Annotated in this window: 25 protein-coding genes; 17 read left to right on the forward strand and 8 right to left on the reverse strand. The window is 69.1% G+C overall.

Annotated elements, in window-relative coordinates; all coding sequences use genetic code 11:
• Positions 1-36 precede the first annotated feature (36 nt).
• Genes ACODSY_RS12520 through ACODSY_RS12575 form a run of 12 tightly spaced genes read left to right on the forward strand, consistent with a single transcriptional unit; the run spans position 37 to position 8,721 of the window.
• Complete coding sequence (locus ACODSY_RS12520) at positions 37-465, forward strand: Rrf2 family transcriptional regulator (protein ID WP_488952076.1); 429 nt, start codon at positions 37-39, stop codon at positions 463-465.
• On the forward strand, positions 462-1,583 hold the full coding sequence (locus ACODSY_RS12525) for a cysteine desulfurase family protein (protein ID WP_488952077.1): 1,122 nt from the start codon (positions 462-464) through the stop codon (positions 1,581-1,583). Before ACODSY_RS12520 ends, ACODSY_RS12525 begins: the two co-directional genes overlap by 4 nt.
• Positions 1,583-3,052: a Fe-S cluster assembly protein SufB gene (gene sufB / locus ACODSY_RS12530; RefSeq protein WP_488952078.1), complete on the forward strand. Its 1,470-nt coding sequence runs from the start codon at positions 1,583-1,585 to the stop codon at positions 3,050-3,052. Before ACODSY_RS12525 ends, sufB begins: the two co-directional genes overlap by 1 nt.
• Positions 3,049-3,366, forward strand: coding sequence for a hypothetical protein (locus tag ACODSY_RS12535; protein WP_488952079.1), 318 nt, complete (start codon positions 3,049-3,051; stop codon positions 3,364-3,366). The genes sufB and ACODSY_RS12535 overlap by 4 nt, the downstream gene beginning before the upstream one ends.
• Positions 3,363-3,764 carry a hypothetical protein gene (locus ACODSY_RS12540; protein WP_488952080.1) on the forward strand — a complete coding sequence of 134 codons (402 nt, stop codon included), beginning with the start codon at positions 3,363-3,365 and terminating at the stop codon, positions 3,762-3,764. The genes ACODSY_RS12535 and ACODSY_RS12540 overlap by 4 nt, the downstream gene beginning before the upstream one ends.
• A gap of 1 nt (position 3,765) precedes the next feature.
• The gene (gene sufC, locus ACODSY_RS12545; protein WP_488952081.1) at positions 3,766-4,512 is read left to right on the forward strand and encodes a Fe-S cluster assembly ATPase SufC; all 747 of its coding nucleotides are present in this window, start codon (positions 3,766-3,768) and stop codon (positions 4,510-4,512) included.
• Entirely contained in the window at positions 4,509-5,537 is a 1,029-nt protein-coding gene (gene sufD / locus ACODSY_RS12550) for a Fe-S cluster assembly protein SufD (protein ID WP_488952082.1), read from the forward strand. Before sufC ends, sufD begins: the two co-directional genes overlap by 4 nt.
• A 2-nt stretch (positions 5,538-5,539) precedes the next feature.
• Positions 5,540-6,754 (forward strand): aminotransferase class V-fold PLP-dependent enzyme, encoded by a 1,215-nt coding sequence (locus ACODSY_RS12555; protein WP_488952083.1) that lies wholly within the window; start codon positions 5,540-5,542, stop codon positions 6,752-6,754.
• A gap of 10 nt (positions 6,755-6,764) precedes the next feature.
• Positions 6,765-7,124 carry an SUF system Fe-S cluster assembly protein gene (locus ACODSY_RS12560; RefSeq protein WP_488952084.1) on the forward strand — a complete coding sequence of 120 codons (360 nt, stop codon included), beginning with the start codon at positions 6,765-6,767 and terminating at the stop codon, positions 7,122-7,124.
• Positions 7,124-7,519, forward strand: a complete 396-nt coding sequence (locus tag ACODSY_RS12565) for a HesB/IscA family protein (RefSeq protein ID WP_488952085.1) — start codon at positions 7,124-7,126, stop codon at positions 7,517-7,519. Before ACODSY_RS12560 ends, ACODSY_RS12565 begins: the two co-directional genes overlap by 1 nt.
• The gene (locus ACODSY_RS12570) at positions 7,519-8,385 is read left to right on the forward strand and encodes a TolB family protein (RefSeq protein ID WP_488952086.1); all 867 of its coding nucleotides are present in this window, start codon (positions 7,519-7,521) and stop codon (positions 8,383-8,385) included. The genes ACODSY_RS12565 and ACODSY_RS12570 overlap by 1 nt, the downstream gene beginning before the upstream one ends.
• 57 nt (positions 8,386-8,442) lie before the next feature.
• Positions 8,443-8,721 carry a 2TM domain-containing protein gene (locus ACODSY_RS12575; RefSeq protein WP_488952087.1) on the forward strand — a complete coding sequence of 93 codons (279 nt, stop codon included), beginning with the start codon at positions 8,443-8,445 and terminating at the stop codon, positions 8,719-8,721.
• Here ACODSY_RS12575 and ACODSY_RS12580 read toward each other — a convergent pair.
• From ACODSY_RS12580 to parE, 5 genes are all read right to left on the reverse strand, one after another.
• Positions 8,718-9,389 carry a glutathione S-transferase gene (locus ACODSY_RS12580; protein WP_488952088.1) on the reverse strand — a complete coding sequence of 224 codons (672 nt, stop codon included), beginning with the start codon at positions 9,387-9,389 and terminating at the stop codon, positions 8,718-8,720. The genes ACODSY_RS12575 and ACODSY_RS12580 overlap by 4 nt on opposite strands.
• A gap of 58 nt (positions 9,390-9,447) precedes the next feature.
• Positions 9,448-10,251 (reverse strand): enoyl-CoA hydratase/isomerase, encoded by an 804-nt coding sequence (locus ACODSY_RS12585; RefSeq protein WP_488952089.1) that lies wholly within the window; start codon positions 10,249-10,251, stop codon positions 9,448-9,450.
• Positions 10,252-10,331: 80 nt separating this feature from the next.
• Entirely contained in the window at positions 10,332-11,393 is a 1,062-nt protein-coding gene (locus tag ACODSY_RS12590) for a GGDEF domain-containing protein (RefSeq protein WP_488952090.1), read from the reverse strand.
• 49 nt (positions 11,394-11,442) lie between these two features.
• Positions 11,443-13,101: a DEAD/DEAH box helicase gene (locus ACODSY_RS12595; RefSeq protein ID WP_488952091.1), complete on the reverse strand. Its 1,659-nt coding sequence runs from the start codon at positions 13,099-13,101 to the stop codon at positions 11,443-11,445.
• Positions 13,102-13,273: 172 nt separating this feature from the next.
• A complete protein-coding gene (gene parE / locus ACODSY_RS12600) occupies positions 13,274-15,325 on the reverse strand; it encodes a DNA topoisomerase IV subunit B (protein ID WP_488952092.1) in 2,052 nt (683 codons plus the stop codon).
• Between the two features lie 140 nt (positions 15,326-15,465).
• On the opposite strand from parE, the gene ACODSY_RS12605 reads away from it, so the two are divergent.
• From ACODSY_RS12605 to ACODSY_RS12620, 4 genes are all read left to right on the forward strand, one after another.
• Positions 15,466-16,377 (forward strand): alpha/beta hydrolase, encoded by a 912-nt coding sequence (locus tag ACODSY_RS12605; protein ID WP_488952093.1) that lies wholly within the window; start codon positions 15,466-15,468, stop codon positions 16,375-16,377.
• Positions 16,365-17,102, forward strand: coding sequence for a hypothetical protein (locus tag ACODSY_RS12610; protein ID WP_488952094.1), 738 nt, complete (start codon positions 16,365-16,367; stop codon positions 17,100-17,102). Before ACODSY_RS12605 ends, ACODSY_RS12610 begins: the two co-directional genes overlap by 13 nt.
• A complete protein-coding gene (locus tag ACODSY_RS12615) occupies positions 17,087-19,477 on the forward strand; it encodes a hypothetical protein (RefSeq protein ID WP_488952095.1) in 2,391 nt (796 codons plus the stop codon). Before ACODSY_RS12610 ends, ACODSY_RS12615 begins: the two co-directional genes overlap by 16 nt.
• A gap of 93 nt (positions 19,478-19,570) precedes the next feature.
• Entirely contained in the window at positions 19,571-19,786 is a 216-nt protein-coding gene (locus ACODSY_RS12620; RefSeq protein ID WP_488952096.1) for a hypothetical protein, read from the forward strand.
• A gap of 4 nt (positions 19,787-19,790) precedes the next feature.
• On the opposite strand, the gene ACODSY_RS12625 is transcribed toward ACODSY_RS12620, so the two are convergent.
• From ACODSY_RS12625 to ACODSY_RS12635, 3 genes are all read right to left on the reverse strand, one after another.
• Positions 19,791-21,731 carry a M61 family metallopeptidase gene (locus ACODSY_RS12625; RefSeq protein ID WP_488952097.1) on the reverse strand — a complete coding sequence of 647 codons (1,941 nt, stop codon included), beginning with the start codon at positions 21,729-21,731 and terminating at the stop codon, positions 19,791-19,793.
• 141 nt (positions 21,732-21,872) lie between these two features.
• Positions 21,873-23,282, reverse strand: a complete 1,410-nt coding sequence (gene glnA / locus ACODSY_RS12630) for a type I glutamate--ammonia ligase (protein WP_488952098.1) — start codon at positions 23,280-23,282, stop codon at positions 21,873-21,875.
• A gap of 55 nt (positions 23,283-23,337) precedes the next feature.
• A complete protein-coding gene (locus ACODSY_RS12635; protein ID WP_488952099.1) occupies positions 23,338-23,676 on the reverse strand; it encodes a P-II family nitrogen regulator in 339 nt (112 codons plus the stop codon).
• A gap of 239 nt (positions 23,677-23,915) precedes the next feature.
• On the opposite strand from ACODSY_RS12635, the gene ACODSY_RS12640 reads away from it, so the two are divergent.
• Positions 23,916-25,454, forward strand: a complete 1,539-nt coding sequence (locus ACODSY_RS12640; RefSeq protein WP_488952100.1) for an acetyl-CoA acetyltransferase — start codon at positions 23,916-23,918, stop codon at positions 25,452-25,454.
• Positions 25,455-25,458: the final 4 nt, after the last annotated feature.

Consider the following 25,458-nt stretch of genomic DNA (forward strand, 5'->3'; position numbering starts at 1 on the left):
CCGGATGCGCGCGAAAACTGCATTGGGCTCCTGACCATGCGACTCTCCACGAAAGGCCGCTACGCCGTGATGGCCATGGCCGATCTCGCGCGCCGCGAGAGCGACGCCTGCCGCGCGGTGGCCCTGGCCGACATCGCCGCGCGCCAGGAGATCTCGCTGAGCTACCTGGAGCAGCTGTTCGCCCGGCTGCGCCGCAAGGGCCTGGTGAAGAGCGCCCGGGGCCCCGGCGGCGGATATCGCCTGGCCCGCACGGCCGAGGCCACCACCATCGCCGAGATCGTCCACGCGGTGGACGAGCCGCTGCGCGCCACCCGCTGCGAGAAGGCGGGGCAGGGCTGCATGATCCGCGGCGAACGCTGCCTGACCCATGATCTCTGGGCCGACCTGGGCGACAAAATCGAGGACTACCTGGCGTCGGTGAGCCTGGCCGACGTCATTGGCGGGAGGCTGCGCCGCGCCGCATGAGCATCTACCTGGACCATAACGCCACCACGCGTGTCCGCCCCGAGGCGGTGGCCGCGACGACGCGCGCGCTGGAAACGGTGGGCAATCCCTCGTCGATCCATGCCGCCGGCCGGGCGGCGCGCGCGCTGATGGAGCAGGCGCGCGCGGACGTGGCCGCCCTGATCGCCGCCCCGCCGCAGACCGTGATCTTCACCAGTGGCGGAACCGAAGCGAATGCCCTGGCGATTCAGAGCGCTGTGGCCACAGGTTCGCGTCGCCTGATCGTCTCGGCGATCGAGCATGACAGCGTCATCGAGACCGCCAAGGCCTCGGACGCCGCGGTGGAATACCTCCCCGTAAACGCCGCCGGCGTCGCCGACCTCGCGTGGCTGCGCGACCGATTGGCGGCCTGGGATGAGGGCGATGGCCGCCCCTTCGTGGCCCTGATGCTGGCGAACAACGAGACCGGCGTGATCCAGCCGGTCGCCGAGGCTGCCGAACTGGTGCGCGCCGCGAACGGCTGGCTGCACGTGGACGCCATCCAGGCCGCGGGCAAGATCCCGGTCGACAGCCGCGCGATCGGCACCGATACGCTCTCGCTGTCCGCGCACAAGCTGGGTGGGCCGATGGGCGTGGGCGCCCTGACGTTCGGACCGCGCGCGACGATGGTGCGAATCCAGCACGGCGGCGGCCAGGAGCGCGGGCGGCGCGCCGGAACCGAGAATATTCCTGGAATCAGTGGCTTTGGTGCGGCGGCTAAGGCAGCTTCCTCCGTCGGGGATCCCGGCTGGCGCGACGCCGCGGCGGACCGCCTGAAGGCCGCGGGCGCCGTGGTGCTGGGCGAGTGCGAGCCGCGCCTGCCGAACACGCTTTGCGTCGCCACCGCCGGCTGGGACGCCGATCGCCAGCTGATGGCCCTCGATCTCGCAGGCGTGATGGTCAGCGCCGGCTCGGCCTGCTCGTCGGGCAAGGTCAAGGCCAGCCACGTCCTGACCGCCATGGGCCAGGCCGACATCGCGCCCTCGGCCATCCGCGTCAGCGGCGGCTGGGACACCACGGAAGAAGATTGGAACCGGTTCGCCGACGCATGGGTCGAAGCCCATGCGCGTCACGCCGCGCGCCGTAAGGAAGTCGCCTGATGGCCGCCGTCAAACAGACCGTCGAACACGTCGCCTCGCTGGAAAAGTACAAGCACGGCTTCGTCACCGACATCGAACAGGATTTCGCGCCCAAGGGCCTGAACGCCGACATCGTCCGCTTCATCTCGGCCAAGAAGGACGAGCCGGAGTGGATGCTGGCGTGGCGCCTCGACGCCTTCGAGCGGTGGCTGGCGATGGAAGAGCCGGACTGGGCCAAGGTCAGCTTCCCGCGCATCGACTACCAGGACAGCTACTACTACGCCGCCCCTCGCAAGAAGGAGGGACCCAAGAGCCTGGACGAGGTCGATCCCGACCTGCTGGAGACCTACAAGAAGCTGGGCATCCCGCTTCGCGAGCAGGAGGTGCTGGCGGGCGTCGAGGGCGCGCCGCGCTACGCCGTGGACGCCGTCTTCGACAGCGTCAGCGTGGTCACCACCTTCAAGAAGGAGCTGGCCCAGGCTGGCGTGATCTTCTGCTCGATGAGCGAGGCGATCCGGGAACACCCGGAGCTGGTCCGGAAGTACCTGGGCTCGGTGGTGCCGGTCAGCGACAACTACTTCGCCTGCCTGAACGCCGCGGTCTTCTCGGACGGCAGCTTCGTCTATGTGCCGCCGGGCGTGCGCTGCCCGATGGAGCTCAGCACCTATTTCCGGATCAATGCGGAGAATTCCGGCCAGTTCGAGCGCACCCTGATCATCGCCGACGCCGGCTCGTACGTCTCGTACCTGGAGGGCTGCACCGCCCCGATGCGCGACGAGAACCAGCTGCACGCCGCCGTGGTCGAGCTGGTGGCGTTGGACGACGCCGAGATCAAATATTCCACCGTCCAGAACTGGTACCCGGGCGATCCCGAGACCGGGAAGGGCGGCATCTACAACTTCGTCACCAAGCGCGCCGACTGCCGCGGCGACCGCTCGAAGGTCTCGTGGACGCAGGTGGAGACCGGCTCGTCCATCACCTGGAAGTATCCGTCGTGCGTGCTGCGCGGGAACGAGAGCTCGGGCGAGTTCTACTCCATCGCGATCACCAACGGCCGCCAGCAGGCCGACACCGGCACCAAGATGATCCACCTGGGCGCCAACACCCGCTCGCGGATCATCTCGAAGGGCATCAGCGCGGGGAAGTCGTCCAACACCTACCGCGGCCTGGTCTCGGCGCACCCCAAGGCCAAGGGCGCGCGCAACTTCACCCAGTGCGACAGTCTGCTCATCGGCAAGCACTGCGCGGCGCATACGGTGCCTTACATCGAGGCGCGTAACGGCCAGTCCAAGTTCGAACACGAGGCGACGACCACCCGCCTGTCCGAAGATCAACTCTTCTACGCCATGCAACGCGGACTCAGCCAAGAAGAGGCGGTGCAGCTGCTCGTGAACGGCTTCGTCAAGGATGTGCTGCAAGAGTTGCCGATGGAATTCGCGGTAGAGGCCCAGAAGCTGGTCGCCATATCGCTCGAGGGGAGTGTTGGATGACGACGGGGCGGCCGACTTACGAGGGCGAGCAGACATCGCTCGACGCGGATGGGAACATGCTGCGCGAGTGGGACGGCGTCGTCCTGCTCAAGGCGCTGGCGTCGACGGCGGCGGGCAACTGCGACCCCGCGCCGAGCGAGATCCCCGCAGGCACCCGGGCCACGGCGATCACGTTGCTGGATCCGGCGGCGGGCCTGTTCGACCTGGAGTGCTACCTCGACGAGAGCGGCGAAACCTATGCCTTCGCGCACGGGGTCGGCGCCGACGTCCGCGTGGTCGAGAAGATCGAGGACAAGAAGCAGGTGGAGCTGTGACCGCCAAGGCGCGCAAGCCGAGGGTCCTCACGCTGAAAGACGCGTTCGAGACCGAGTTCGCGCGCCGCGAGATGGAACGCCGCGCCCGCGAGGAGGCCGAGCGGAAGCAGCACGAGGCCGACCTCGGCAACGCCCAGGCGCTGTACGCCGCGGCGAGCGCCGACGGCGATTTCCTGGCGAGCCGCAAGCTGAGCGCCGACGTGCGCCGCTACACGGTCTCGCTGGACCATGAGCGCTTCCGGATCGCCGCCTATTTCGAGGGCGGCAAGGCCAGCGTCACGCTGTCCGACAAGCGGGGACCGGCCGGTTCGGGCGCCCCACGCAAGCAAGAGACCGTCGAGAGCGTCGAGGACGCGCTCCAGACGATGGCCAAGTTCCTCGCCGATGAGACCCGTTAAGATGCTGTCCGTTTCCAACCTGCACGCCGCCGTCGAGGACAAGGAGATCCTGAAAGGGCTCTCGCTGGAGGTCCCGGCCGGTGAAGTGCATGCCATCATGGGGCCGAACGGCGCGGGCAAGTCGACGCTGAGCTATGTCCTGACCGGCCGCCAGGGCTATGAGGTGACGGAGGGTTCGGCGACGCTGAACGGCGAGGACCTGCTGGCGCTGGAACCCAACGAGCGGGCGGCCAAGGGTGTCTTCCTGTCGTTCCAGTACCCCCTGGAGATCCCCGGCGTGCCGGCGCTGACGTTCATCCGCACGGCCCTGAACGCCCAGAAGAAGGCGCGTGGCGAGCCTGAGGTGACGGCGCCCGAGTTCCTGAAGCTGGCCCGCGCCAAGGCGGCCGAGCTGAAGATCGACTTCGACATGCTGAAGCGCGCGCTGAACGTCGGCTTCTCGGGCGGCGAGAAGAAGCGGATGGAGATTTTCCAGATGGCGATGCTGTCGCCCCGCTTCCTGATCCTGGACGAGACGGACAGCGGCCTCGACGTCGACGCCCTGCGCATCGTCGCCGACGGCGTGAACGCGCTGCGCAGCCCCGAGCGCGGCATGCTGGTGATCACGCACTACCAGCGCCTGCTGGACTATATCAAACCGGACCGCGTGCATGTGCTGGCGGGCGGCAGGATCGTCGCCTCCGGCGGGCCCGAGCTGGCGCTGCAGCTCGAGCGCGAAGGCTACGAGAAGTACGCGAGGGCCGCTTGAGCGTCGCCTCCGCCATACGCACCCGCGACGCGGCCGAGCTTCCCGGCAAGCGCGACGAGGACTGGCGCTGGACCGACCTGCGCGGCCTGATCCGCCAGGTCCCGGAGGCGTCCTGGGCGCTGGACGCAGCCTCGCTGCCGCCCGGACCGTTCGACGCGCTGGCCGACGAGGTTATCGTGGTGGCCAACGGCCAGGGCGCGGCGCACATCGGCGTCGAACCGGGCGAGAGCAAGGTCGTGGCCCTGCGCATCGTCTCCCGCGGCGACGGCGCCCATGCCGCGCGCATCTCGGTCGACGTGGAGAGGGATGGCCGCCTGACCCTCCTCGAAAGCTACGAAGGCGAGGGCGCCTATCTCGGCCACACCGGCCTGATGCTGAGCCTGGGCAAGGGCGCGGCCGTGGAGCGCATCGTGCTGGCCGCCGACGACGCCGAGGGCGTTACGGTCAGCCAGTCCGAGGTCGCGCTGGCGCACGGCGCGTCGTTCGCGCAGTCGGTGCTCACAGGCGGCGCGCGCCGCCAGCGGTTGGAGACCGTGGTGCGCCATCCCGGCGGTCACGCCGAGCTGCGCCTGGACGGCGTCTATCTGCTGTCCGGCAAGCGTCACGCCGACCTGACCACGGCCGTGACCCACGAAGCCGTCGACGGCACGACCCAGCAGCTCACCAAGGGCGTGGTCCGCGACCAGGCCCGCGCCGTCTTCCAGGGCCGCATCGTGGTGGCCGAGGGCGCCGACCGCACCGACGCGCGCATGGGCCACCACGCCCTGATCCTATCGGACCGCGCCGAGGTGGACGCCAAGCCGGAGCTGGAGATCTACGCCGACGACGTCTCCTGCGCGCACGGCAACACCGTGGGCGCGCTGGACGAGGACGCGCTGTTCTACGCCCGCCAGCGCGGCATGCCCGAGGACGAGGCCCGCGCCCTGCTGACCGAGGCCTTCATCGGCGAGGTCGTCGACCGCATTGACCACGAGGCCGCCCGCGAGATCGCGCGCGGCTGGGTGGCGGAAAGGCTGAGGGGCTGAGCATGGCCTTTGACGCCGAACAGGTCCGCGCCGACTTCCCGATCCTCAGCCGCCAGGTGCACGGCAAGCCGCTGGTCTACCTGGACAGCGCCGCCTCGGCCCAGAAGCCGCGCGCGGTGATCGAGGCGATGACGCACGCTATGGAATATTCCTACGCGAACGTTCATCGCGGCCTGCACACCCTGGCGAACGAGACCACCGACGCCTACGAGGCGGCGCGGAAGAAGGCCGCCGCGTTCATCAACGCCGACGTCAACGAGATCGTCTTCACCAAGGGCGGCACCGAGGCGGTGAATCTCGTCGCCGCGGGCGTCGGCAGCTTCCTGCAGTCCGGCGACGAGATCGTGCTATCCGAGATGGAGCACCACGCCAACATCGTGCCCTGGCACTTCCTGCGCGAGCGCAAGGGCGTCGTGCTGAAGTTCGTGCCGGTGACGGATGACGGCCAGCTCGACCTTGAGGCCTTCCAGAACCTGCTGGGGCCAAGGACCAAGGTCGTGGCGCTCAGCCACATGTCGAACGTGCTGGGCACCATCAACGACGCCAAGTCACTGGCCCGGATGGCGCATGACGCCGGGGCCCTGGTGCTGTTCGATGGCTGCCAGGCCATCGTCCACAAGCCGGTCGACGTGAAGGACATCGACGCCGACTTCTACGTCTTCTCGGCTCACAAACTGTACGGCCCCACCGGCATCGGCATCCTCTACGGCAAGGCCGAGAAGCTGGCGCAGCTTCCGCCCTACCAGGGCGGCGGCGAGATGATCGGGACCGTGAGCCTGGAGACCATCACCTACGCCGACCCGCCGCACCGTTTCGAGGCGGGCACCCCGCCGATCCTCGAGGCCATCGGCCTGGGCGCCGCCATCGACTGGCTGGCCGGCCAGGACCGCCGGGCGATCGCCGAGCACGAACACGGCCTCTACGCCCATGTTCGCGAGCGCCTGGCCGGCTTCAACTGGCTGAAGGTGATCGGCGAAGCGCCGGGGAAGGGCGCCATCCTCAGCTTCACCGTCGACGGGGCCCACGCCCACGACGTGGCCCAGATCCTCGACCGCTACGGCGTGGCCGTCCGCGCCGGGACGCACTGCGCCGAGCCCCTGATGCGGCGTTTCGGCGTCACGTCGAGCGCGCGGGCCTCCTTCGCCCTATATAACACCCGGGACGAGGCGGACGCGTTCGTCGACGCCCTGACCAAGACCCAAGCGTTCTTTGCCTAAGATGAGCCCCATGGACGACGCCGCACCCATCGAGAGCAAGTCGCCGCCGCTCAGCCAGGCGGAACTGGACGTGCTGACCGATCAGCTCATCGAGAAGCTGAAGACCGTCTTCGACCCGGAGATCCCGGTCGACATCTACGAGCTGGGCCTCGTCTACAAGGTCGACGTCTCCGACGACAAGGACGTGGCCATCGACATGACCCTGACCGCGCCGGGTTGTCCGGTGGCCGGCGAGATGCCGGGCTGGGTCGAGGACGCGGTGAAGGAAATCCCCGAGGTGCGCTCGGTGAAGGTCGACCTGGTGTTCGACCCGCCGTGGGACCCCTCGCGCATGAGCGACGAGGCCAAGCTGGCCTTGAACATGTTCTGATGACGAACCTCGACATCACGCCCCAACCCCGCGCCCGCCGGCCCCGACCGAAGGTGGTCACGCTGAGCGACGCCGCCGCCGAGCGCGTGCGCGAGATCATGGCCAAGGCCGAGAAGCCCTATGCGGGTCTGCGCGTCGGCGTGAAGAACGGCGGCTGCGCCGGGCAGGAGTACGTTCTCGAATACGCCGCCGAGGCCGGTCCGCTGGACGAGGTGGTCGAGGACAAGGGCGTGACCATCCTGGTCGAGCCCAAGGCGGTCCTGTTCCTGATCGGCACCGAGATCGACTACGAGGTCACGAAGCTCTCGGCCAAGTTCGTGTTCCGCAACCCGAACGAGACCGACGCATGTGGTTGCGGCGAGAGCGTGACGATCGAGCCGGCGAAGTTCGACTGATGCTGCCGGCCCTGGCCGCCGCGGTCCTGGGCCTGCTGGCCGCGCCGGACGGCCAAGCCACGCCGTGGACGCCGCCGGCGATCTCCAGCCCGATGTTCGAATCCCACCCGGCGTTTGATCCGTGGACCGGCGACCTGCTGTTCGTGCGCAGCGACCGGACGTTCAGCGGCTGGCGGATCCTTTCCAGCCCATGCGTGAAGGGCGACTGGACGGCGCCGGTCGAGGCGCCGTTCGCCGGACCGGGCGTCGAGGCCGATCCGTGGTTCGCGCCGGGCGGCGCCACGCTCTATTTCATCTCCACCCGCGCCACGGGCAGCGCGAAGAGCGCCGATCTCGATATCTGGAAGGTGTCGCGCAGCCGCAAGGGCGGTTGGGGCAAGCCGGAGCGCCTGCCCGAGCCGGTGAATTCGGCCGCGGCCGAGTGGTTTCCAAGGATCGGCCCCGATGGCTGGCTCTACTTCGGCTCGTCGCGGCCGGGCGGGCAGGGCAAGACCGACATCTGGCGTGCGAGGGAAGCCAAGGGGCGCTGGACGGTCGAGAACCTGGGGCCCGGCGTGAACACAGAGGGCGACGAGTACGAGCCCCTGCCGACGCCGGATGGCGAGGACCTGATCGTGCAGGCCGGCAGCGACTATTTCGCTTCGCACCGAACCGGCGGCGCGTGGGGGCCGCGGGTCAAGCTGGGACCGGCGATCAACCGGAACGGTAGCGAGATCGGCGCCGCCATCTCGCCCAGCGGCAAGAGCCTGCTGTTCGCGCGCGACCTCGGCGAGCGCTCTGGGGAGCTGATGCTGGCGCAGGCCGGCTCCGAAGCGTGGCCGCCCGCCTGCGACCGCGACGGCCAGCACGCAGCATTACACCGGTGAAACTCGACTGAGGCGGGGGACCGGGCTTATTCTGTGACCAGCAACTCAGGGACCGATATGACCGACGACGTCGAACTGCGCCGCCTGGCCATCCGCCGCGCCGACATGAAGTTGGCGTTCCGTAGCCACCTGATGGCCTACGTGGTGGTCAACGCCGGCCTGGTGGCGATCTATGTGATGACGTCCTTCGGCGACTATTTCTGGCCCATCTGGCCCATGCTGGGCTGGGGCATCGGCCTCGGCGCGCACGGCGCTTCCGTCTACATGAACGGCGAAGGCATCCGCGACCGGCTCATCGAGGAAGAGCTCGAGAAGCTGCGCAAGACCCGAAGCTAGTCCTCGGCGTAGGCGTAGGGTCCGCCGCGCGCCAGGGCCTTCCGATAGGCCGGGCGTACGTGGATCTTCTTCAGGAACGCCGCCACCTTCGGCCGCGCCACGCGCGCGCCGGCGCGATCGGCCGCCGCCTCCAGCGGGAAGCTCATCATGATGTCGGCGGCGGTGAAGGCGTCGCCCGCGAACCACTCGCTCTTTTCCAGCTCGTCTTCCCAATAGTCGAAATGGGCGACGAGCTGCGGGTCGATGAAGCTGTCCTGCGCCCGGTTGGCGATCCCGCGCACGATCGGGCGAACCAGGGCCGGGGCGTTCACCGACAGACGGCTGAACACCAGCTTGAGCAGGAGGGGCGGCATGGCCGAACCCTCGGCATAGTGCAACCAGTACTTCAGCCGCCGCGACGCGGGCGTGCCCGGCGGCGGCGCCAGGCGGCCCTGGCCGTAGCGCTCGAGGATGTATTCGATGATCGCGCCGGTCTCGGCGATCGCCTCGCCGTCCTCCGTGATCACCGGCGACTTGCCCAGCGGGTGGATGGCCTTCAGCTCGGGCGGGGCCAGCATGGTCTTGGCGTCGCGCTCGTAGCGGACGATTTCGTAGGGTACGTCGAGCTCTTCCAGCAGCCACAGCACCCGTTGCGAGCGCGAGTTGTTCAGGTGGTGGACCGTGAGCACGAAAGGACCCCCGCAAGCAGACTTGCGAGGGTCCTTACAGCTTAAGCGCCGGACAGGGCTAGCGGCCGGTGAACTTCGCCTGGCGCTTTTCCACGAAGGCCATGACGCCTTCGCGGGCGTCGGTCGTGCGCTGGGCCGCGCCCTGGGCGTAAGCCTCGGCCTCGAGCTGCTCGTGCCACGCCGAGTCGAGGGCGTCCCAGATCAGGTTGCGGGTGAGGCCGAGCGAGGCGGGACCGTCGGCCAGGGCCTGGGCGTACTGCATTGCGGCGGCCATCAGCTCGGCGTCGGGGACGACCTTGTTGATGAGGCCCCACTCCACCGCGGTCTTGGCGGGCAGCTTCTCGCCGAGCAGCATCAGCTCCATGGCGCGGGCCTTGCCGATCAGGCGGGGCAGGATCCAGGTGGCGCCGCCGTCCGGCACCAGGCCGATGCGGCGGAAGGCCAGCAGGAAGTAGGCGCTCTCGGCGGCGACGCAGAGGTCGGCGGCCAGGGCCAGCGAGACGCCGACGCCGGCGGCCACGCCGTTGACCGCCGAGACCAGCGGCTTCGGCGACTTGCGGACGGCCGAGACGAAGGGGTTGAAAGTCTGCAGCAGGGCGTGGTTGGGCGCATTGCCCGTCTGTGGGCGGGCCGCGCCGCCGCCGCCCGAAAGGTTGGCCCCCGAGCAGAAGCCGCGGCCTTCGCCGGTGATGACGATGGCGCGGGCCTTGTCGCCATAGGCCAGGTCCTCGAACGCCGCGGTGAGCTCGGCCATCAGGTCGAGGCCGGCGGCGTTGAGGGTGCCGGGATCGGAAAGCGTGATGACGCCGACGCCGTTGTCGACCGATGTCTTGACCTTGGGGCTGCCCTGCGCGCCGTCCATGGCGTCCTCCCTGGATGAACTCTTGGGTTCAACTCAAGGCAAGATACCCCGGCGTCAGCCAAGGGAAAGCTTGGAGGAGGTCAGGCGGCGCGGGACGCCGAGGAGCCCTTGTCGGCCAGGGTGGTGCGATTGCGGCCGCCGCGCTTGGAGGCGTAGAGGGCCCCGTCGGCGCGTTCGAGCAGGGCGGCGGGCGTATCGCCCGGCTGGTGCTCGGCGATCCCCGTCGAGATGGTGATCGCGCCCAGGTCCTCGTTGGTCGAGCGCCGCTTGAGGATCCGCGACGAGATCTCCTCGCGGGCAGTCTCCAGCACGGCATAGGCGTTGTGGCTCTTCTCGCCGGGGAAGATCACCGCGAATTCCTCGCCGCCGTAGCGGGCGGCGAAACGGGCGCCCTCGGCGAGGCGGCCGATCACGCTGGCGACGTAGCGGATCACCTGGTCGCCGGTCTGGTGGCCCCAGGTGTCGTTGAAGACCTTGAAGTGGTCGATGTCGACAACCGCCAGGGTCGCGGCGCCGCCGCTGCTCTCGGCCTGGGTGCAGGTTTCCTGCAGCGTCTCGTCGAACGCCTTGCGGTTGGCCAGGTTGGTCAGGGCGTCGGTCATGGCGTCGCGGCGCACCTGCTCCAGGTGTTCGCGCAGCCGTCCCAGTTCGTGGTTGGTGTCGGCGAGTTGGCTTTCGAGCGCCTGATTCTCCTCGCGCACCTTGCGGGTCGCGACGCTCAGGTTCTCGACCATCGAGCGAACCGCGTCGGTGTCCTGCTGCTCCAGCGACTCGCTGGCGGTGGCCAGCTGCTGGCCATAGGCCTCGCTGGTCTCGCGCGCGCTCTCGATGGCGCGGTGCACGCTGTCCAGTTCCTGGGACAGGCTCTTGCCGGCGTCGAGGATCTCGCCCGACAGCTTCACCGCGGGCAGATGCTGGGCGGCGATCTTCTCGCCTACCTGGTCGGTGAACGGCGTGCCCGACTGCAGGACCGTGTTGATCTCCGCGGCGACTTCGCTGTCCTTGGCGGCGACATAGTGCAGCCACAGCTCGAAGTTGAGCGCGGTCGGCCAGACCCTATGGGCCTCCATGGCCTCGATAGCCTTGCGGGCCCAGAGATAGGCCTTGGGACTGCGGAGGATTGAATCGATGTCCGACGCCATGGGCCGCAACCTATGGGAAGGACCCCAAACGACGCGTTAAAGCCCGCGACTAATCTTCCGTTGATCGCGGCGGCGCGCGCATGAGGAAGGCCGGCGTGTCGCCGCCGAAGCCCACGACCCGCTCGCCGTCGTCGCGGTCGCGGCGGCGGTCGCCACGTTCGGGACGACGATCGCCGCGTTCCGCGCGTTCGGGACGCTCCTGGCGTTCGGGACGCTCGCTGCGCTCGGCGCGGGTGGTGCGGTCGGACCGCTCGGGGCGCTCGGGACGCTCGGCGCGCTCCGGACGTTCGGCGCGCTCCGGGCGTTCGGCGGCTTCGGGACGCTCGCTGCGCTCGGCGCGGCGCGGACGATCCTCGCGGGGCGCGCGCTCGCGGCGGGGACGGGCAGGGACCTCCTCGGTCTGGGCCGCCGGCTCCACGGCCTCGGCCTCGGGGACCTCGGCGCGGCGCGGACGCTCCTCGCGCGGCGCGCGGTCGCGGTCTCGGCCGCCGCGCTCGCGGCCGCCTCGGCCACCGCGGTCACGCTCGCCGCGGCCGCCACGGCCCGCACGCGGCTCGTCCTTGATCGAACCCCAGTCGACGCCTTCCAGGACGATCTCTTCCGGGACCTTGCCGATCAGTTTCAGCACCTTGTCCAGGTTCTTGCTGTCGGCGGGCGTGACGATCATGAACGCCTGGCCCAGGCGTCCGGCGCGGCCCGTCCGGCCGATCCGGTGCACATAGTCGTCGGCGTGGTGCGGCACGTCATAGTTGAACACGTGGCTGACGGCCGGGATGTCGAGGCCGCGGGCGGCCACGTCCGAGGCGCAGAGCAGACGCAGCTCGCCGCTCCGGAAGCGTTCCAGCGTCCGCATGCGGGTGGACTGGTCCAGGTCGCCGTGGATCGGCGCCGCGTCCAGGCCGTGCTTCTGCAGCGACTTGGCGACGATATCGACCTCCGACTTCCGGTTGCAGAAGACGATGCCGTTCTTCACGTCGGCCCGGTCGATCAGCATCCGCAGCGCGGTGCGCTTGGCCTTGGGGTCGGCCGTAGGGATGCGGACGAGGTTCTGGGTGATGGTGTCGGCGGTGGTCGCAGGCCGCGACGCCTCGATGCGGACCGGGTCGCGCAGGAACTGCTTGGTCAGGCGCGTGATCTCGGGCGGCATGGTGGCCGAGAAGAACAGGGTCTGCTTCTTGGCCGGCGTGAGCTTGAAGATGCGTTCGAGGTCGGGAATGAACCCCATGTCCAGCATGCGGTCGGCTTCGTCGACCACCATGATCTGCACGCCGGTCATCAGGAGCTTGCCGCGCTCGAAATGGTCGAGCAGGCGGCCGGGCGTGGCGATCAGCACGTCGACGCCGCGATCCAGCTTTTGTTCCTGGTCGCTGAACGACACGCCGCCGATCAGCAGGGCCCAGCTGAGTTTCTGCCCCTTGGCGTACTTCTCGAACGAAGCGGCCACCTGGTCGGCGAGCTCGCGCGTCGGGGCGATCACCAGGGCGCGGGGCATCCGCGCCTTCGAGCGACCGGCGGCCAGCCGATCGATCATCGGCAGGGTGAAGGCGGCGGTCTTACCCGTGCCGGTCTGGGCGATGCCCAGCACGTCCAGCCCCTGCAGGGCGACGGGGATGGCCTCCGATTGAATCGGCGTGGCGGTGGTGTAGCCGGTTTCGGCGACGGCCTTGAGGGTCGCGGCCGAGAGGCCCAGTTCGGAAAATTCGGTCATTCGCTAACGAGTGTGCGGGGCGCTCCCGCAAGACGGGTATGGCGCGACGCGGCGGCGCGGACGGACATCGCCGCGCGCGCGGAACATACGGCGGACGGTTCCGCTGTCAACGCACGCCGCTACGGCAAGGTTCAATCCGGCCGCGCGGCGGCGGCCGGAAATGCCGATTTCCTCAGATATCCAGGTCCGCCACGGCGAACTCGGCGTTCTCCTGGATGAACTGGAAGCGCAGCTCAGGTTTGCGGCCCATGAGCTGTTCGACCAGGTTCTCCACCGTCTCCTCGGCCCGCGGCAGGGTGACCCGCGCCAAGGTGCGGGTCTTGGGATCCATGGTGGTTTCCTTGAGCTGGGCGGGCATCATCTCGCCCAGGCCCTTGAACCGGCTGATCTCGGGTTTCTTGCCCTTGAACTCGGTGGCCAGCAGTTCGTCGCGGTGCTCGTTGTCGCGCGCATAGACCGCCTTGCCGCCGTGGCTCAGGCGATAAAGCGGCGGCAGCGCCAGGTAGAGGCGGCCCGTGCGGATCAGGTCGGGCATGGTGCGCCAGAAGAAGGTGATCAGCAGGCTCGCGATGTGGGCGCCGTCGACGTCGGCGTCGGTCATGATCACTATACGATCGTAGCGGAGGTCTTCCTCCTTGAACTTCGACCCCGCCTGGGCGCCCAGGGCGAGCAGCAGGTCGGAGAGTTCCTTGTTGCCGCCGAACTTGTCGGTCGAGGCTGAGGCGACGTTCAGGATCTTGCCGCGCAGGGGCAGGATGGCCTGGGTCTTGCGGTCGCGCGCCTGCTTGGCCGAGCCGCCGGCCGAGTCGCCCTCGACCAGGAACAGCTCGGTGCCGTCGGTCGACGAGCCGGCGCAGTCGGCCAGCTTGCCGGGCAGCCGCAGCTTGCGGGTGGCCGACGCGCGGGCGACTTCCTTGTCCTTGCGGCGCTTCAGGCGCTCCTCGGCGCGCTCGACGACGAACTGGAGCAGGGTGCTGGCGGCCTTGGGCTGGGCGGTCAACCAGTGGTCGAAGGGGTCGGCCAGGGCCTTTTCCACCAGGCGCTGGGCCTCGGACGAGGAGAGCTTCTCCTTGGTCTGGCCCTGGAACTCGGGGTCGCGGATGAAGACGCTGACCAGGGCGCCGGCCTGGCTGATCACGTCGTCGGCGGTGATCAGGCCGCCGCGCTTTTCGCCCGTCAGTTCGGCGTAGGCCTTCAGGCCCTTGGTCAGGACGGCGCGCAAGCCGGCCTCGTGCGTCCCGCCCTCGGGGGTCGGCACGGTGTTGCAGTACGACTGCATGAAGCTGTCGGCCTCGCCGAAGCCGGCGGGGGTCCAGGCCACGGCCCATTCCACCTTGCCGGCCTCGCCCGGGCGCTCGTAACGGCCGGCGAAGGGCTCGGGCGTGACGGTCTCCAGGCCCTTGATCCGCTCGGCCAGGAAGTCGGCCAGGCCATTCGGGAAGCGGAACACCGCCTCGGGCGGGGTCTGGTCGTGGATACGGGCCGGATCGCATTTCCAGCGGATCTCGACGCCGCCGAACAGATAGGCCTTGGACCGGGCCATCCGGTAGAGCCGCGCCGGCTTGAATGCCGCGCCCTCGCCGAAGATCACCGGGTCGGGCGTGAAGCTGATCGCCGTGCCCTTCTTGCGCGTCGGGCCGAGCTTCTCGATGGGCCCCAGCGGCTTGCCGCGGCTGAACGCCTGGCGCCATTCGAAGCCGTCCTTGAAGACGGTGACCTCGACGCGCTCGGACAGCGCGTTCACCACAGAGACGCCGACGCCGTGCAGGCCGCCCGAGGTCTCGTAGGCCTTGCCCGAGAATTTCCCGCCCGAGTGCAGGACGGTCATGATCACTTCTAGCGCCGACTTGCCGGGGTGCTTCGGGTGCGGGTCGACCGGGATGCCGCGACCATCGTCGAACACGGTCAGGGCGCCGTCGGCGTCGAGGGTGACGGTGATCAGCTTGGCGTGGCCGGCCACGGCCTCGTCCATGGCGTTGTCGAGCACTTCGGCGAACAGGTGGTGCAGGGCCCGCTCGTCGGTGCCGCCGATGTACATGCCCGGCCGCTTGCGGACCGGCTCCAGGCCCTCGAGCACCTCGATGTCGGCGGCGGAATAGCCCGAGCCCTTGCTCACGGGCGCGTCGGCGCGCGGCTCATGGCTTTCGGCCAAGGGCGCGGCGGGCGCGGGGTTCAGCGCGTCGTCGAAGAGGTCGGGAAGAGGCTTGGGGGCAGGCTGGGACATGGAGAACGTAGCGTGATCCGATTCTACGCCCCGTATGGCTCGCCCCGTCCCTAAGGGCAATGCGGCGGGACGGCATTGCCGAAGCCGGCGAGGTGGGCTTGCATGGACCGAACGCCGATGGGCGAGCGCGGGTGGGTGGCATGACGAGCTGGAACGATCCGGAGATCGCGGGGGTTCGCGCCCTGCTGGCGGCGCGTCAGCCGGGGCCGGGCGCCCCGCCGCCCACCGTCGCCGAACGCCGCGCCGCCATGGACGCGGTCGGCGAGATGGGGGCGCTGCCCACCGGCTGTTACCACGAGCCGGCGACCCTGGGCGGGGTGAAGTGCGAGCGGGTCGTGCCGCAGGGCGCCGTTGCCGGGCGCGTGATCCTCTACCTGCACGGCGGCGCCTACACGGCCGGCAGCCCGCGCAGCCATCGCCCGATGGTGGCCCGCATCGCCGAGGCGGCCCGCAGCATCGCCGTCGCCGCCGACTATCGGCTGGGGCCCGAACACCGCTTCCCCGCGGCGGTGGAGGACGCCACGGCCGTCTACCGCGCCCTCCTGGCGGAGGGGACCGAACCCAGCCAGCTGATCGTGGCGGGCGACTCCGCCGGTGGCGGGCTGGCGCTGGCGCTCGCCCTGGCCCTGAAGGCCGAGGGCCTGCCGCAGCCGGCCGGCGTCTTCGTGATCAGCCCCTGGGCCGACCTGACCCAGTCAGGCGCCAGCTACGCCACCAAGGCCGACACCGACCCGATGATCAGCAAGGCGGGCCTCGACCAGAACGCCGTGATGTATGTCGGCGGGCTGGATCCCCGCGACCCGCTGGCCTCTCCGGTGTTCGGCGACTTCGCGGGCGTGGCGCCCGTGCTGATCCAGACCGGTTCGGAAGAGACGCTGCTGAGCGACAGCATCACCATGGCCGACGTGCTCGCCCACGCGCGCGTCGAGGTGCGCCTGGAGGTTTGGCCCGAGATGATCCACGTCTTCCACGCTTGGGGCGGCGGGCTTCAGGCGGCCCGGCGTGCGATCCGGCTGGCCGGCGCGTGGATGGAGGAGAAGTGGGCCGGATAGGCGCCCAGGCCGGCTTCGCGCTCGCCCTTCTCGCCGCCCCGGCCGCGGCCCAGCCCCTGACCGTGTGGGCGTGGGAGCGGCCCGAGGATCTGCGGTTCCTGGGCCGGGACGCGGAGGTGGCGGTGCAGACCGGCTTCATCGAGCTGTCGGGCGACCGGCTCATCGTCCGCGGGCGGCGCCATCCGCTGCAGGCCGCGCCGAAGCAGGTCACAACCACCGTCGTTCACGTGCAGATCGACCCGCGCCGGCCCCTGGCATGGAAGCCCGAGCGCGCTGCGCAAGTCGCCCACGCCGTCCTGCGGCTTGGGCGGCGCACCGGCGTGCGGCGGCTGCAGCTGGACTTCGAGGTGCGCGCTTCCGAGCGGCCGGTCCTGCTCTCGGTGCTGCGCGAGGTGCGGGCCGGGCTCCCGGCCGGCGTCGAGCTCTCCATGACGGCGCTGGCCTCGTGGTGCCAGACCGAGGACTGGCTGGCCGACGCTCCCGTGGACGAGATCGTGCCCATGCTGTTTCGAATGGGGCCGTCAGGAGAGCGGCTGAAGGCGGGACTGGCGGCGGGCGACGACTTCGCCAATGCTGCCTGTCGAACAGCCCTGGCGATCTCGGCGGACACGCCCATCGCCCGCGCCCCCGCCGGCCGGCGGGTCTATCTGTTCAGTCCCAGGAGTTGGACGGCCGCCGACTTCGAACGCGTCAAGCGCGAGGTGAAGGCATGGCCGGGCGGGTGAGGGCGATCGTGGCGGCCGCGGCGGCGCTGGCGTTGCTGGGCGCCGATGCGGCGCGCGCTTCGGGGCCTGGAGCGGTGGGGCCCTGGTACGTCGACCCGTTCGGCGGCGAGGCGGCCGACCTCAGGCGGCTCTATGATGGCCAGCTCGGCGTGGTCATGGCCCGCTCGCCGCGGCCGCAGCTCTACATCGCCTGGCGGCTGCTGCACGGACAGAAGGTGGGGCAGGCCGCGGGGGAAGCGCTCTCGACGCCCTGCTGCGATCCGCCGTGGCGCTGGCGCTACGACGTGTCTCGAGAGAACGTCGGGGTCGACGGCTGGCTGAAGGCGCGCAAGGCGATCCCTGGCGCGGCCGAGATCACCTACATCACCACGGAACGGGACGGCCCGGAGTACGTCAGCATCGCCAACTGCTTCGACGAGGCTTTCGACACGGCCTCCGCGACGCTGAAGGACCGCGCGGCGAAATATGGAGCGGACTCGCCCGCGGTGAAGGCGTGGCTGGCGACCCAGGACGCGGTCTTCGACGCCTGTCACGCCGAGGGCGCCGTGCTGCCCGCGCCGATGCCGGACGCGCCCGCCTGGCTGCGCGCCGACCGCGCCTACCAGGAGGCGGCGTTCGCGCTCTACCAGGGCCGGAACTTTGATGCGGCGCTCGCCTTCCAAGCCATCGGGAAGGACAAGGCCTCGCCCTGGCGCCCCCTGGCGCCCTACCTCCGTGCGCGGTCGATGGTGCGAGCGGCTCAGGCGGAGAAGATCGGGGAGGCCTTCATCGGCGCCCGCTCGGCGATCAACGACCTGGCCAAGGCGCCGCCCGGCGCATTCGGCCAGGGCGAGGTCCGCAAGATGCGCCGCTTCCTCGACTATCGCGACCGCCCCAAGCAGCTGCTGGCCGAGCTGGAGAAGGAACTCGGCGCCCGCGACGCCGCGCCGGATATCGCCGTCGGCTTCCGCGACTACGCCAGCCTCTACGACAAGGATGTCGGCCGACCCGAGGCGATGGACTGGATCGCCACGATCCGTGGCCAACCCAGCCGGGCCGCCGTCGAGACGGCCATCGCGCCGGGCGGCGAGGCCGGCGCCTACGCCGCCCTGGAAGCCCGGACGTTGCGCGAGGCCCTGGCCCACGCCCGCGAGCGCTGGGCCGCGACCCGCGACGAGGCCTGGCTGGTCGCCGCCCTGGCGCTCGTGCAACCCGGCGCCCGCGAAGCCGCCGATCTCGCCACGGCGGCGGCGAAGGTCGCGCCGACCAGCCCGGCCTGGCTCAGCGCCCAGTACCACCTGGGCCGCCTCACGCTGGCGACGGCCGAGCCGGCGGTGACACGAGCGCGGCTGGACGCCGTCCTGCGGCGGCCGAACCTGGCGGTCAGCGACCGCAACCTCTTCACCGCGCAACGGGCGCAGGTGGCGTCCGACGCGGCGGACTTCGCCCGACTGGCCCTGCGCCAGCGGCTGTGCGCGGGCGAGGCGAGCGGCTGCGTCGGCGGCTTCTGGCGCGCCGACACGGTCCAGCCGGCGGGCCTGTACGACGCCGAAGGCGATGAGGGGACCCAGGGCTTCGGCGAGGATGCGCGCGCGGTGATCGACCGCCTTCCGTTGGCCACGCGCGTGGCGCTGGGCCGCGATCGGCAAATTCCGGCCAAACTGCGGATGGACATCGCCCTCACCAACTACGGCCGCGCCGTGGCCTTGGGCGACCACGCGACGATCGACAGCCTCGCGGCCGACCTCGAGACCCTGCTGCCACAGCTCGCCGCGGAGTGGCGCGGCATTCGGGCCGCGCCCATCGGGCCGGACAAGCGGTTCCGCGAACTCTTCGTGCTGGCCAAGGTCCCGGGCATGCGCGCCGACCTAGTGGACTACGTGAGGCCGGAAGGCGCGGTGGCGCAGTTCCAGACGCCGTGGACCGACTGGCTGTTCATGCCCAAGGGCAAGCCGGTGACGCCCGAGCCGCCGCCGCTGGCGCTGTACCAGCAGCTCGGGACCGGCGCGTCGGGCGAGACCCCGGACCCGGCGACCGATCTGGCCTGCCTCGGCGAATGCGGGGCCGGCGCCTCGCCGCTGCGGCTGCCCGAGTTTGCCGCCGCCGGCGCGAGGCAAGCCGAGGGCGAGCGCGGCTACTTCGTCCGGATCAAGCCGCAATATGGCGAGGAGCCAGAACCGCCTCCGCCAGGCGCCGTGGCCGCCTGGGACGAGATGCTGGCCTTCGCCCAGGCCAATCCGAGACACCCCCTGGTCCCGGAAGCGCTCTACTGGCTCGTCCGAGCCGGCCGCTGGGGCGGCAGCCACAACCACTCCGGCAAGCGGGCCTTCGAACTGCTGCACAAGGCCTATCCGACGAGCACCTGGGCCAAGCGTTCGCCGTACTACTACGACTGACGCTCAACTCATCCGCGCTTGCCACGGGCGTTCCGGCGCGCGAGGCTGTCGCTCGTCAAGACCGCCGGGAAGGCGGCGGACGGGAGGAACGACATGCAGCAATCAGACAAGGTGCGCGGGGGCCTGCGCATTCCGCCGGAGATCCTGAACATCGTCGGCACGGCAGGCGCCGTGCTGGCCGTGGTGTTCATCGGCTCCACCATCACGGCCGCCATGCCCGACCCGTCGGTCTGGCAGTTCGCGGGAGCCTATCTGGCCCCCGCCGCCCTGGCCTTCGCCGCCTACTGGTGGATCGCCCAGAAGCTGTGAGCCGCTACTTCAGCGGCTCGTAGATCTTCGACAGCAGGTCGGGCTTGCCCTCGATCCGTTCCAGGCGCGGATACCGAAGGCCGCCGTTGTACTTGAGCTCGACCACTTTGAAGTGGTCGCCGTCCTTGACGATCAGGGTGATGGGATCCTTGCCGCCCTTGGCCGCGGTGATCGCCTCCTTGAGGCGACCGGTGTCGTAGGCGATGCCGTTGACGGCCAGGATCTTGTCGCCGCTGGTCAGGCCGGCCTTGAACGCCGGGCCTTCCCACAGGACGCCGGTGATCGTGGCTTCCCGATTCAGCGTCAGGCCCAGGGAATAGGTCAGGTCGACGATCTTGCGGCTGGCCTCGTTGTCGTTCCAGTAGTCGGTGGGCTTCTCAACGTAGACGAGCTTGTAGCCGCCGCGCGCCAGGCCATCGAGCGGGTAGGCGGGCGCCACCTTGCGGGCCCGGGTGTCGAGGAATGTCGCCCAGTCACAGGGCAGCACCGTGTTCAGCGTCCTGACCACGTCCTCGAAGGTGTAGGTCAGGGGCTGCTTCCAGTCGCCGTCGTTGACCCCGAAAAAGGCGCGGCCGAAGTCGTCGAGCGACTTCTTGCCGCCGGTCTTTTCCCGGATGAGTGTATCGGCGTCGAGCCAGATCAGCTGGCCCTCGGAATAATAGTCCTCGCTGCGCTGCCAGCTCGTCCACGGGATCGGACGGCGGCCGGCGATGATCGGGTCATTGGTGGTGTCCTCGACCGCGCGCCACTCTCGACCTGGGCGGCCCTCGGTATAGGTGGCGGCGGTCATCGCAAGGGCGTCCAGCGTCTGCTGCTTGGTGACCAGGCCGGCGCGGGCGCCCAGGACATAGCCCCAGTACTGGTCCTGGCCCTCGTAGACCCAGAGCAGGCTGTCGCGCATCGGGACGTTGTAGTTGGGCGTCCAGAGGTCCGCCGGGCGGCGGTACTTGCCGTCCCACGAGTGATTGTACTCATGCGGCAGGAGGTTTCGGGCGGGCGCGTTCTTCGACCACTCGGTGAAGTACTCGGGATCGGTCCCGTTCTCGGAGGACCGGTGGTGCTCGAGCCCGATGCCGCCCATCCGCTCGGTCAGCGCCAGCAGGAAGTCGTAGTGGTTGTAGTGGCGCGCGCCGTACAGCTTGTCGGCCTGGCGGACGAGCTCACGGTGGGCCTCGATCTGCTCAGGGGTGGCGGCCAGCAGCTCGGGTCGGTCGGCCACGATATTGAGGCGCACGGGCGACTTGCCGCTGGTGTCCAGCTCGTAGCGCTTGAAGTAGCGCCCCGCGAACATCGGCGAGTCCATCAGGGTGTCGAAGTCGACGGTCTTGAACCGCGTCCAGCCGCCGTCGGTCTTCTCGGTTTCCAGCGCCGTGCCGTAGCCCCAGCCCTCGGGCAGCTTGATCGAGGCGTCGATGTTGATCCGCCGGGTGAAGTAGCCGGCCGGGTAGAAGGCCAGGTTCAGCCACTGGGCGTTCAGCATCTCGGGTGTCATCACCACCCGGCCCTGATCGCCGGCGGTGGGCGACAGGTACTGGAATTCGACGTCCAGCGTCTTGGCGTCGGCGGGCGGCGTCAGGTGGAAGGCGAACACCTGCACGGGATCACGGGTCCAGGGCACGACCTTGCCGTTCGCCTTGATGACCAGGCCGGCCATGTTGAACAGCGCGTTGCGCGGCGAGTGGCCGCCCGGCACCCACTGCGGATAGAGCAGGGTGACCTGACCGGCGCCTGCGGTGATCGGGATCGACTGGCGGACGCGGAAGATGCGGCGCTCGGTGTCGGTGGCGTCCACTTCCAGCTTCAGCGTTCCGGCGGGATAGGCCACGTCACGCGGCGCGACGATCGGCGCGGGCATCGGAAGCGGCTGGGGCCCGTCGGACGGCTCGGCGGCGAGCGGGGTGGCGAAGGCAAGCGCCGCGGTGGCGGCGAAGAACGCTGATTTCAAAGGGATGCCCCAAAGACGAAACTCTTGCGACGTTTCTAGAACCGGTGCGGGCCGACGCTCAATGGCCGGCCGTCGCGCGGGGCGCACGAAAAAGGCCCGCGGATCGCTCCGCGGGCCCTCGTTCGTCTCAGCTCTCGCCGACTAGCACTTGAAGTACATGTCGAATTCCACCGGGTGCGGGTGGAGCTGGAGGCGCATGACCTCTTCCATCTTCAACTCGATGTAGCTGTCGATGAAGTCGTCATCCATGACGCCGCCCTTCTTGAGGAAGGCCCGGTCCTTGTCGAGGTTCTCCAGGGCTTCGCGCAGCGAGCCGCAGACTTCCGGGATCTTCTTCTGCTCGCGCGGGGGCAGGTCGTAGAGGTTCTTGTCGGCGGGCGCGCCGGGATCGATCTTGTTCTCGATCCCGTCGAGGCCGGCCATCAGCAGGGCCACGAAGGTGAGGTACGGGTTGCCCATCGGGTCGGGGAAACGGGCCTCGAGGCGCTTGGCCTTGGGGCTGTCCACGTGCGGGATGCGGATCGAGGCCGAGCGGTTGCGGGCCGAGTAGGCCAGCTTCACCGGGGCTTCGTAGCCGGGCACCAGGCGCTTGTATGAGTTCGTCGTCGAGTTCGAGAACGCGTTGATCGCCTTGGCGTGCTTGATGATGCCGCCGATGTACCAGAGGCACAGGTCGGACAGGCCGGCGTACTTGTCGCCCGCGAACAGCGGCTTGCCGTTGGCCCAGATCGACTGGTGCACGTGCATGCCCGACCCGTTGTCGCCGAACATCGGCTTGGCCATGAAGGTGGCCGTCTTGCCGTAGGCGTGAGCCACGTTGTGGATCACGTACTTATAGAGCTGCAGGCGGTCGGCCATGGTGATCATGGTGTCGAACTTCAGGCCGAGTTCGTGCTGGGCCGGCGCCACCTCGTGGTGGTGCTTCTCGGGCTTCATGCCGAGTTCGCCCATGACGGCCAGCATCTCGCCGCGCAGGTCCTGGCCGGAGTCGACCGGGTTCACGGGGAAATAGCCGCCCTTCGGGCCCGGGCGGTGGCCCATGTTGCCCTCGGCGTAGGTCTTGCCCGTGTTCACCGGCAGCTCGACCGAGTCGTACGAGTAGCGGGTGTCGTGCGGGGCGGTGTTCCACTGCACGTCGTCGAAGATGAAGAACTCGGCCTCGGGGCCGAAGTAGACGGTGTCGCCGATCCCGGCCGACTTCACGTAGTTGAGCGCCGCCTTGGCGATCGAACGCGGGTCACGGTTGTAGGGCGTGTTGGTGTCGGGGTTCACGATGTCGCAGAACAGCGCCAGCGTGGTCTGCTGGTAGAACGGGTCGATGATCGCCGTGTCCAAGTCGGGGCGCAGCTTCATGTCGGACTCGTTGATCGCCTTCCAGCCGGCGATCGACGAGCCATCGAACATCGTGCCGTCGGTGAGGAATTCCTCGTCGACCAGGTCGATGTCGAAGGTCACGTGCTGCATCTTGCCGCGCACGTCGGTGAAGCGGACGTCGACGTATTTGACGTCCTTTTCCTTGATGAGCGCCTGAATCTCTTTGGCGGTGGCCATGACGGTTATCCCCTTCTTGAAGTCGTAGATGCGGTGGTCAGATGGCGGCTGTTTCTTAGATCGCGATTGGGCCGGTCTCGCCGGTGCGGATGCGCACGACGTCGAGGATCTCCGAGACGAAGATCTTGCCGTCCCCGATGCGGCCGGTGCGGGCGGCGGCCGAGATGGCCTCCAGCGCGCGTTCGAGCTGGTCGTCGGCGATGACGACCTCGATCTTGATCTTGGGGAGGAAGTCCACGACGTACTCGGCGCCGCGATAGAGCTCTGTCTGGCCCTTCTGACGCCCGTAGCCCTTGGCCTCGATGACGGTCATGCCCTGGACGCCCAACTCCTGCAGGGCCTCCTTCACCTCGTCGAGCTTGAAGGGCTTGATGATGGCTTCGATCTTTTTCATTCGCTCGACTTGCACTCGCGACGGCTGACGCCCCAACGGTCGCGGGCGAACCAGCACGCCCCGGATGGACGGGACAAGCGCGGTTCGGTTGCTTGCCGCTGCGGCGGGGTGGGAAACTAAGCCGGCGCCTGGAAATTGGGCGCCTGAAGATCAGAAAACGATCACGGCCGGATTCGCGCCAAGACGGCGAATTCCGTGCCTGCGATCGCGGCGAAACGCGTTTGGGAGGCCAGCGAAACATGGACGAACGGACCCCGGTGCTCATCGGAGCGGGCCAATTCACATACCGGGGCGATCCGGCCTCCTCGCCCTCGCCATCGTCTCTGCTGAAGATTGCGGCGGAACGCGCGGCGGTTGATGCGGGGATCGGCGCCTCGGGCCTGGCGTCGATCGACAGTCTGGCGGTGGTCGGCTTCACCATCGACGCGCCGGGCTCCAAGCGCGGGATGATCCCGCACGCGATCAATCCGCCGGCCACGCTGTCGAAGATGATCGGGGCCGCGCCGGCCTGGGCGGTCTATTCCGAGATGGGCGGCAACACGCCCCAGTACCTAGTGAACATGCTGGCCGAGCGGATCGCCAAGGGCGAGACCGACCTGGCGCTGGCGGTCGGCTGCGAGTTCCTGGGCTCGGCGATGAAGCGGGCGACGAAGGGCCTCAGCTTCGACGACTGGACCGCGGTGGAGGATGAGACGCTGGAGCCGCCGAAGCGGGTGGGCGACTCGCGCAACGGCAGCACGGCCTACGAGATCCGTCATGGCATCAGCCGGCCGATCAATATCTACCCGCTGTTCGAGAACGCCCTGCGCGCCCGCGACGGCCGCTCGATCCCGGATCACCAGAAGCGCATGGGCAAGCTGTTCTCGGCCTTCAGCGCGGTGGCGGCGGAGAACCCCGAGGCCTGGTTCCCGACGAAGCGCACGCCGGAGGAACTGGTCGACGTCTCCGAGAAGAACCGAATGATCGGCTTCCCCTATCCGAAGCTGTTGAACGCCATCATGGAGGTGGACCAGTCCGCCGGCGTCCTGATCGCCAGCGCGAAGAAGGCGCGCGAGCTCGGCGTGCCCGAGGACCGGTGGGTCTATTTGCACGGCTGCGCCGACGCCTCGGATCTCTGGCATCCGATGGACCGCCAGGACTTCCACTCCAGCCCGGCCATGCGCCTGACCGGCAAGCGCGCGTTCGAGATGGCCGGCATCGGCCTCGACGATATCGACGTCATCGACCTCTATTCCTGCTTCCCGGTGGCCGTGGAGATCGGGGCCGAGGAACTGGGGCTGTCGCTGGACGACCCGCGGGGCCTGACCGTCACCGGTGGGCTGCCCTACGCTGGCGGGCCGGGGAACAATTACGTCATGCACTCCATCGCCGTCATGATGGACCGTCTGCGGACGAAGAAGGGCGCCTACGGGCTGGTCACCGGCAACGGCTGGTATCTCACCAAGCAATCGACCGGCATCTATTCGTCGGCGCCGCCGGACAAGCCCTTCGAGCGCGAAGACCCCGCCGTCCTGCAGCGCGAGATCGACGCCTTGCCGCATCCGGAGATCGTCGAGACCCCCAGCGGCCGTGGGACGATCGAGACCTATACCGTGGTCCACAAGCGGGAAGGACCGTTCCTGGGCATCGTCGTCGGGCGCGACGAGAACGGCCGCAGATTCGCCGCCAACACGCCCAACGATCCGGCGCTACTTGCCAGCCTCGAAGCGAGCGAGCAGATCGGACGCTCAGGCACGGTCACCCAGCAGGGGGACCTCAACATCTTCACACCGGACTGATCCC

This window comes from Phenylobacterium sp. FG114 (assembly GCF_057809855.1).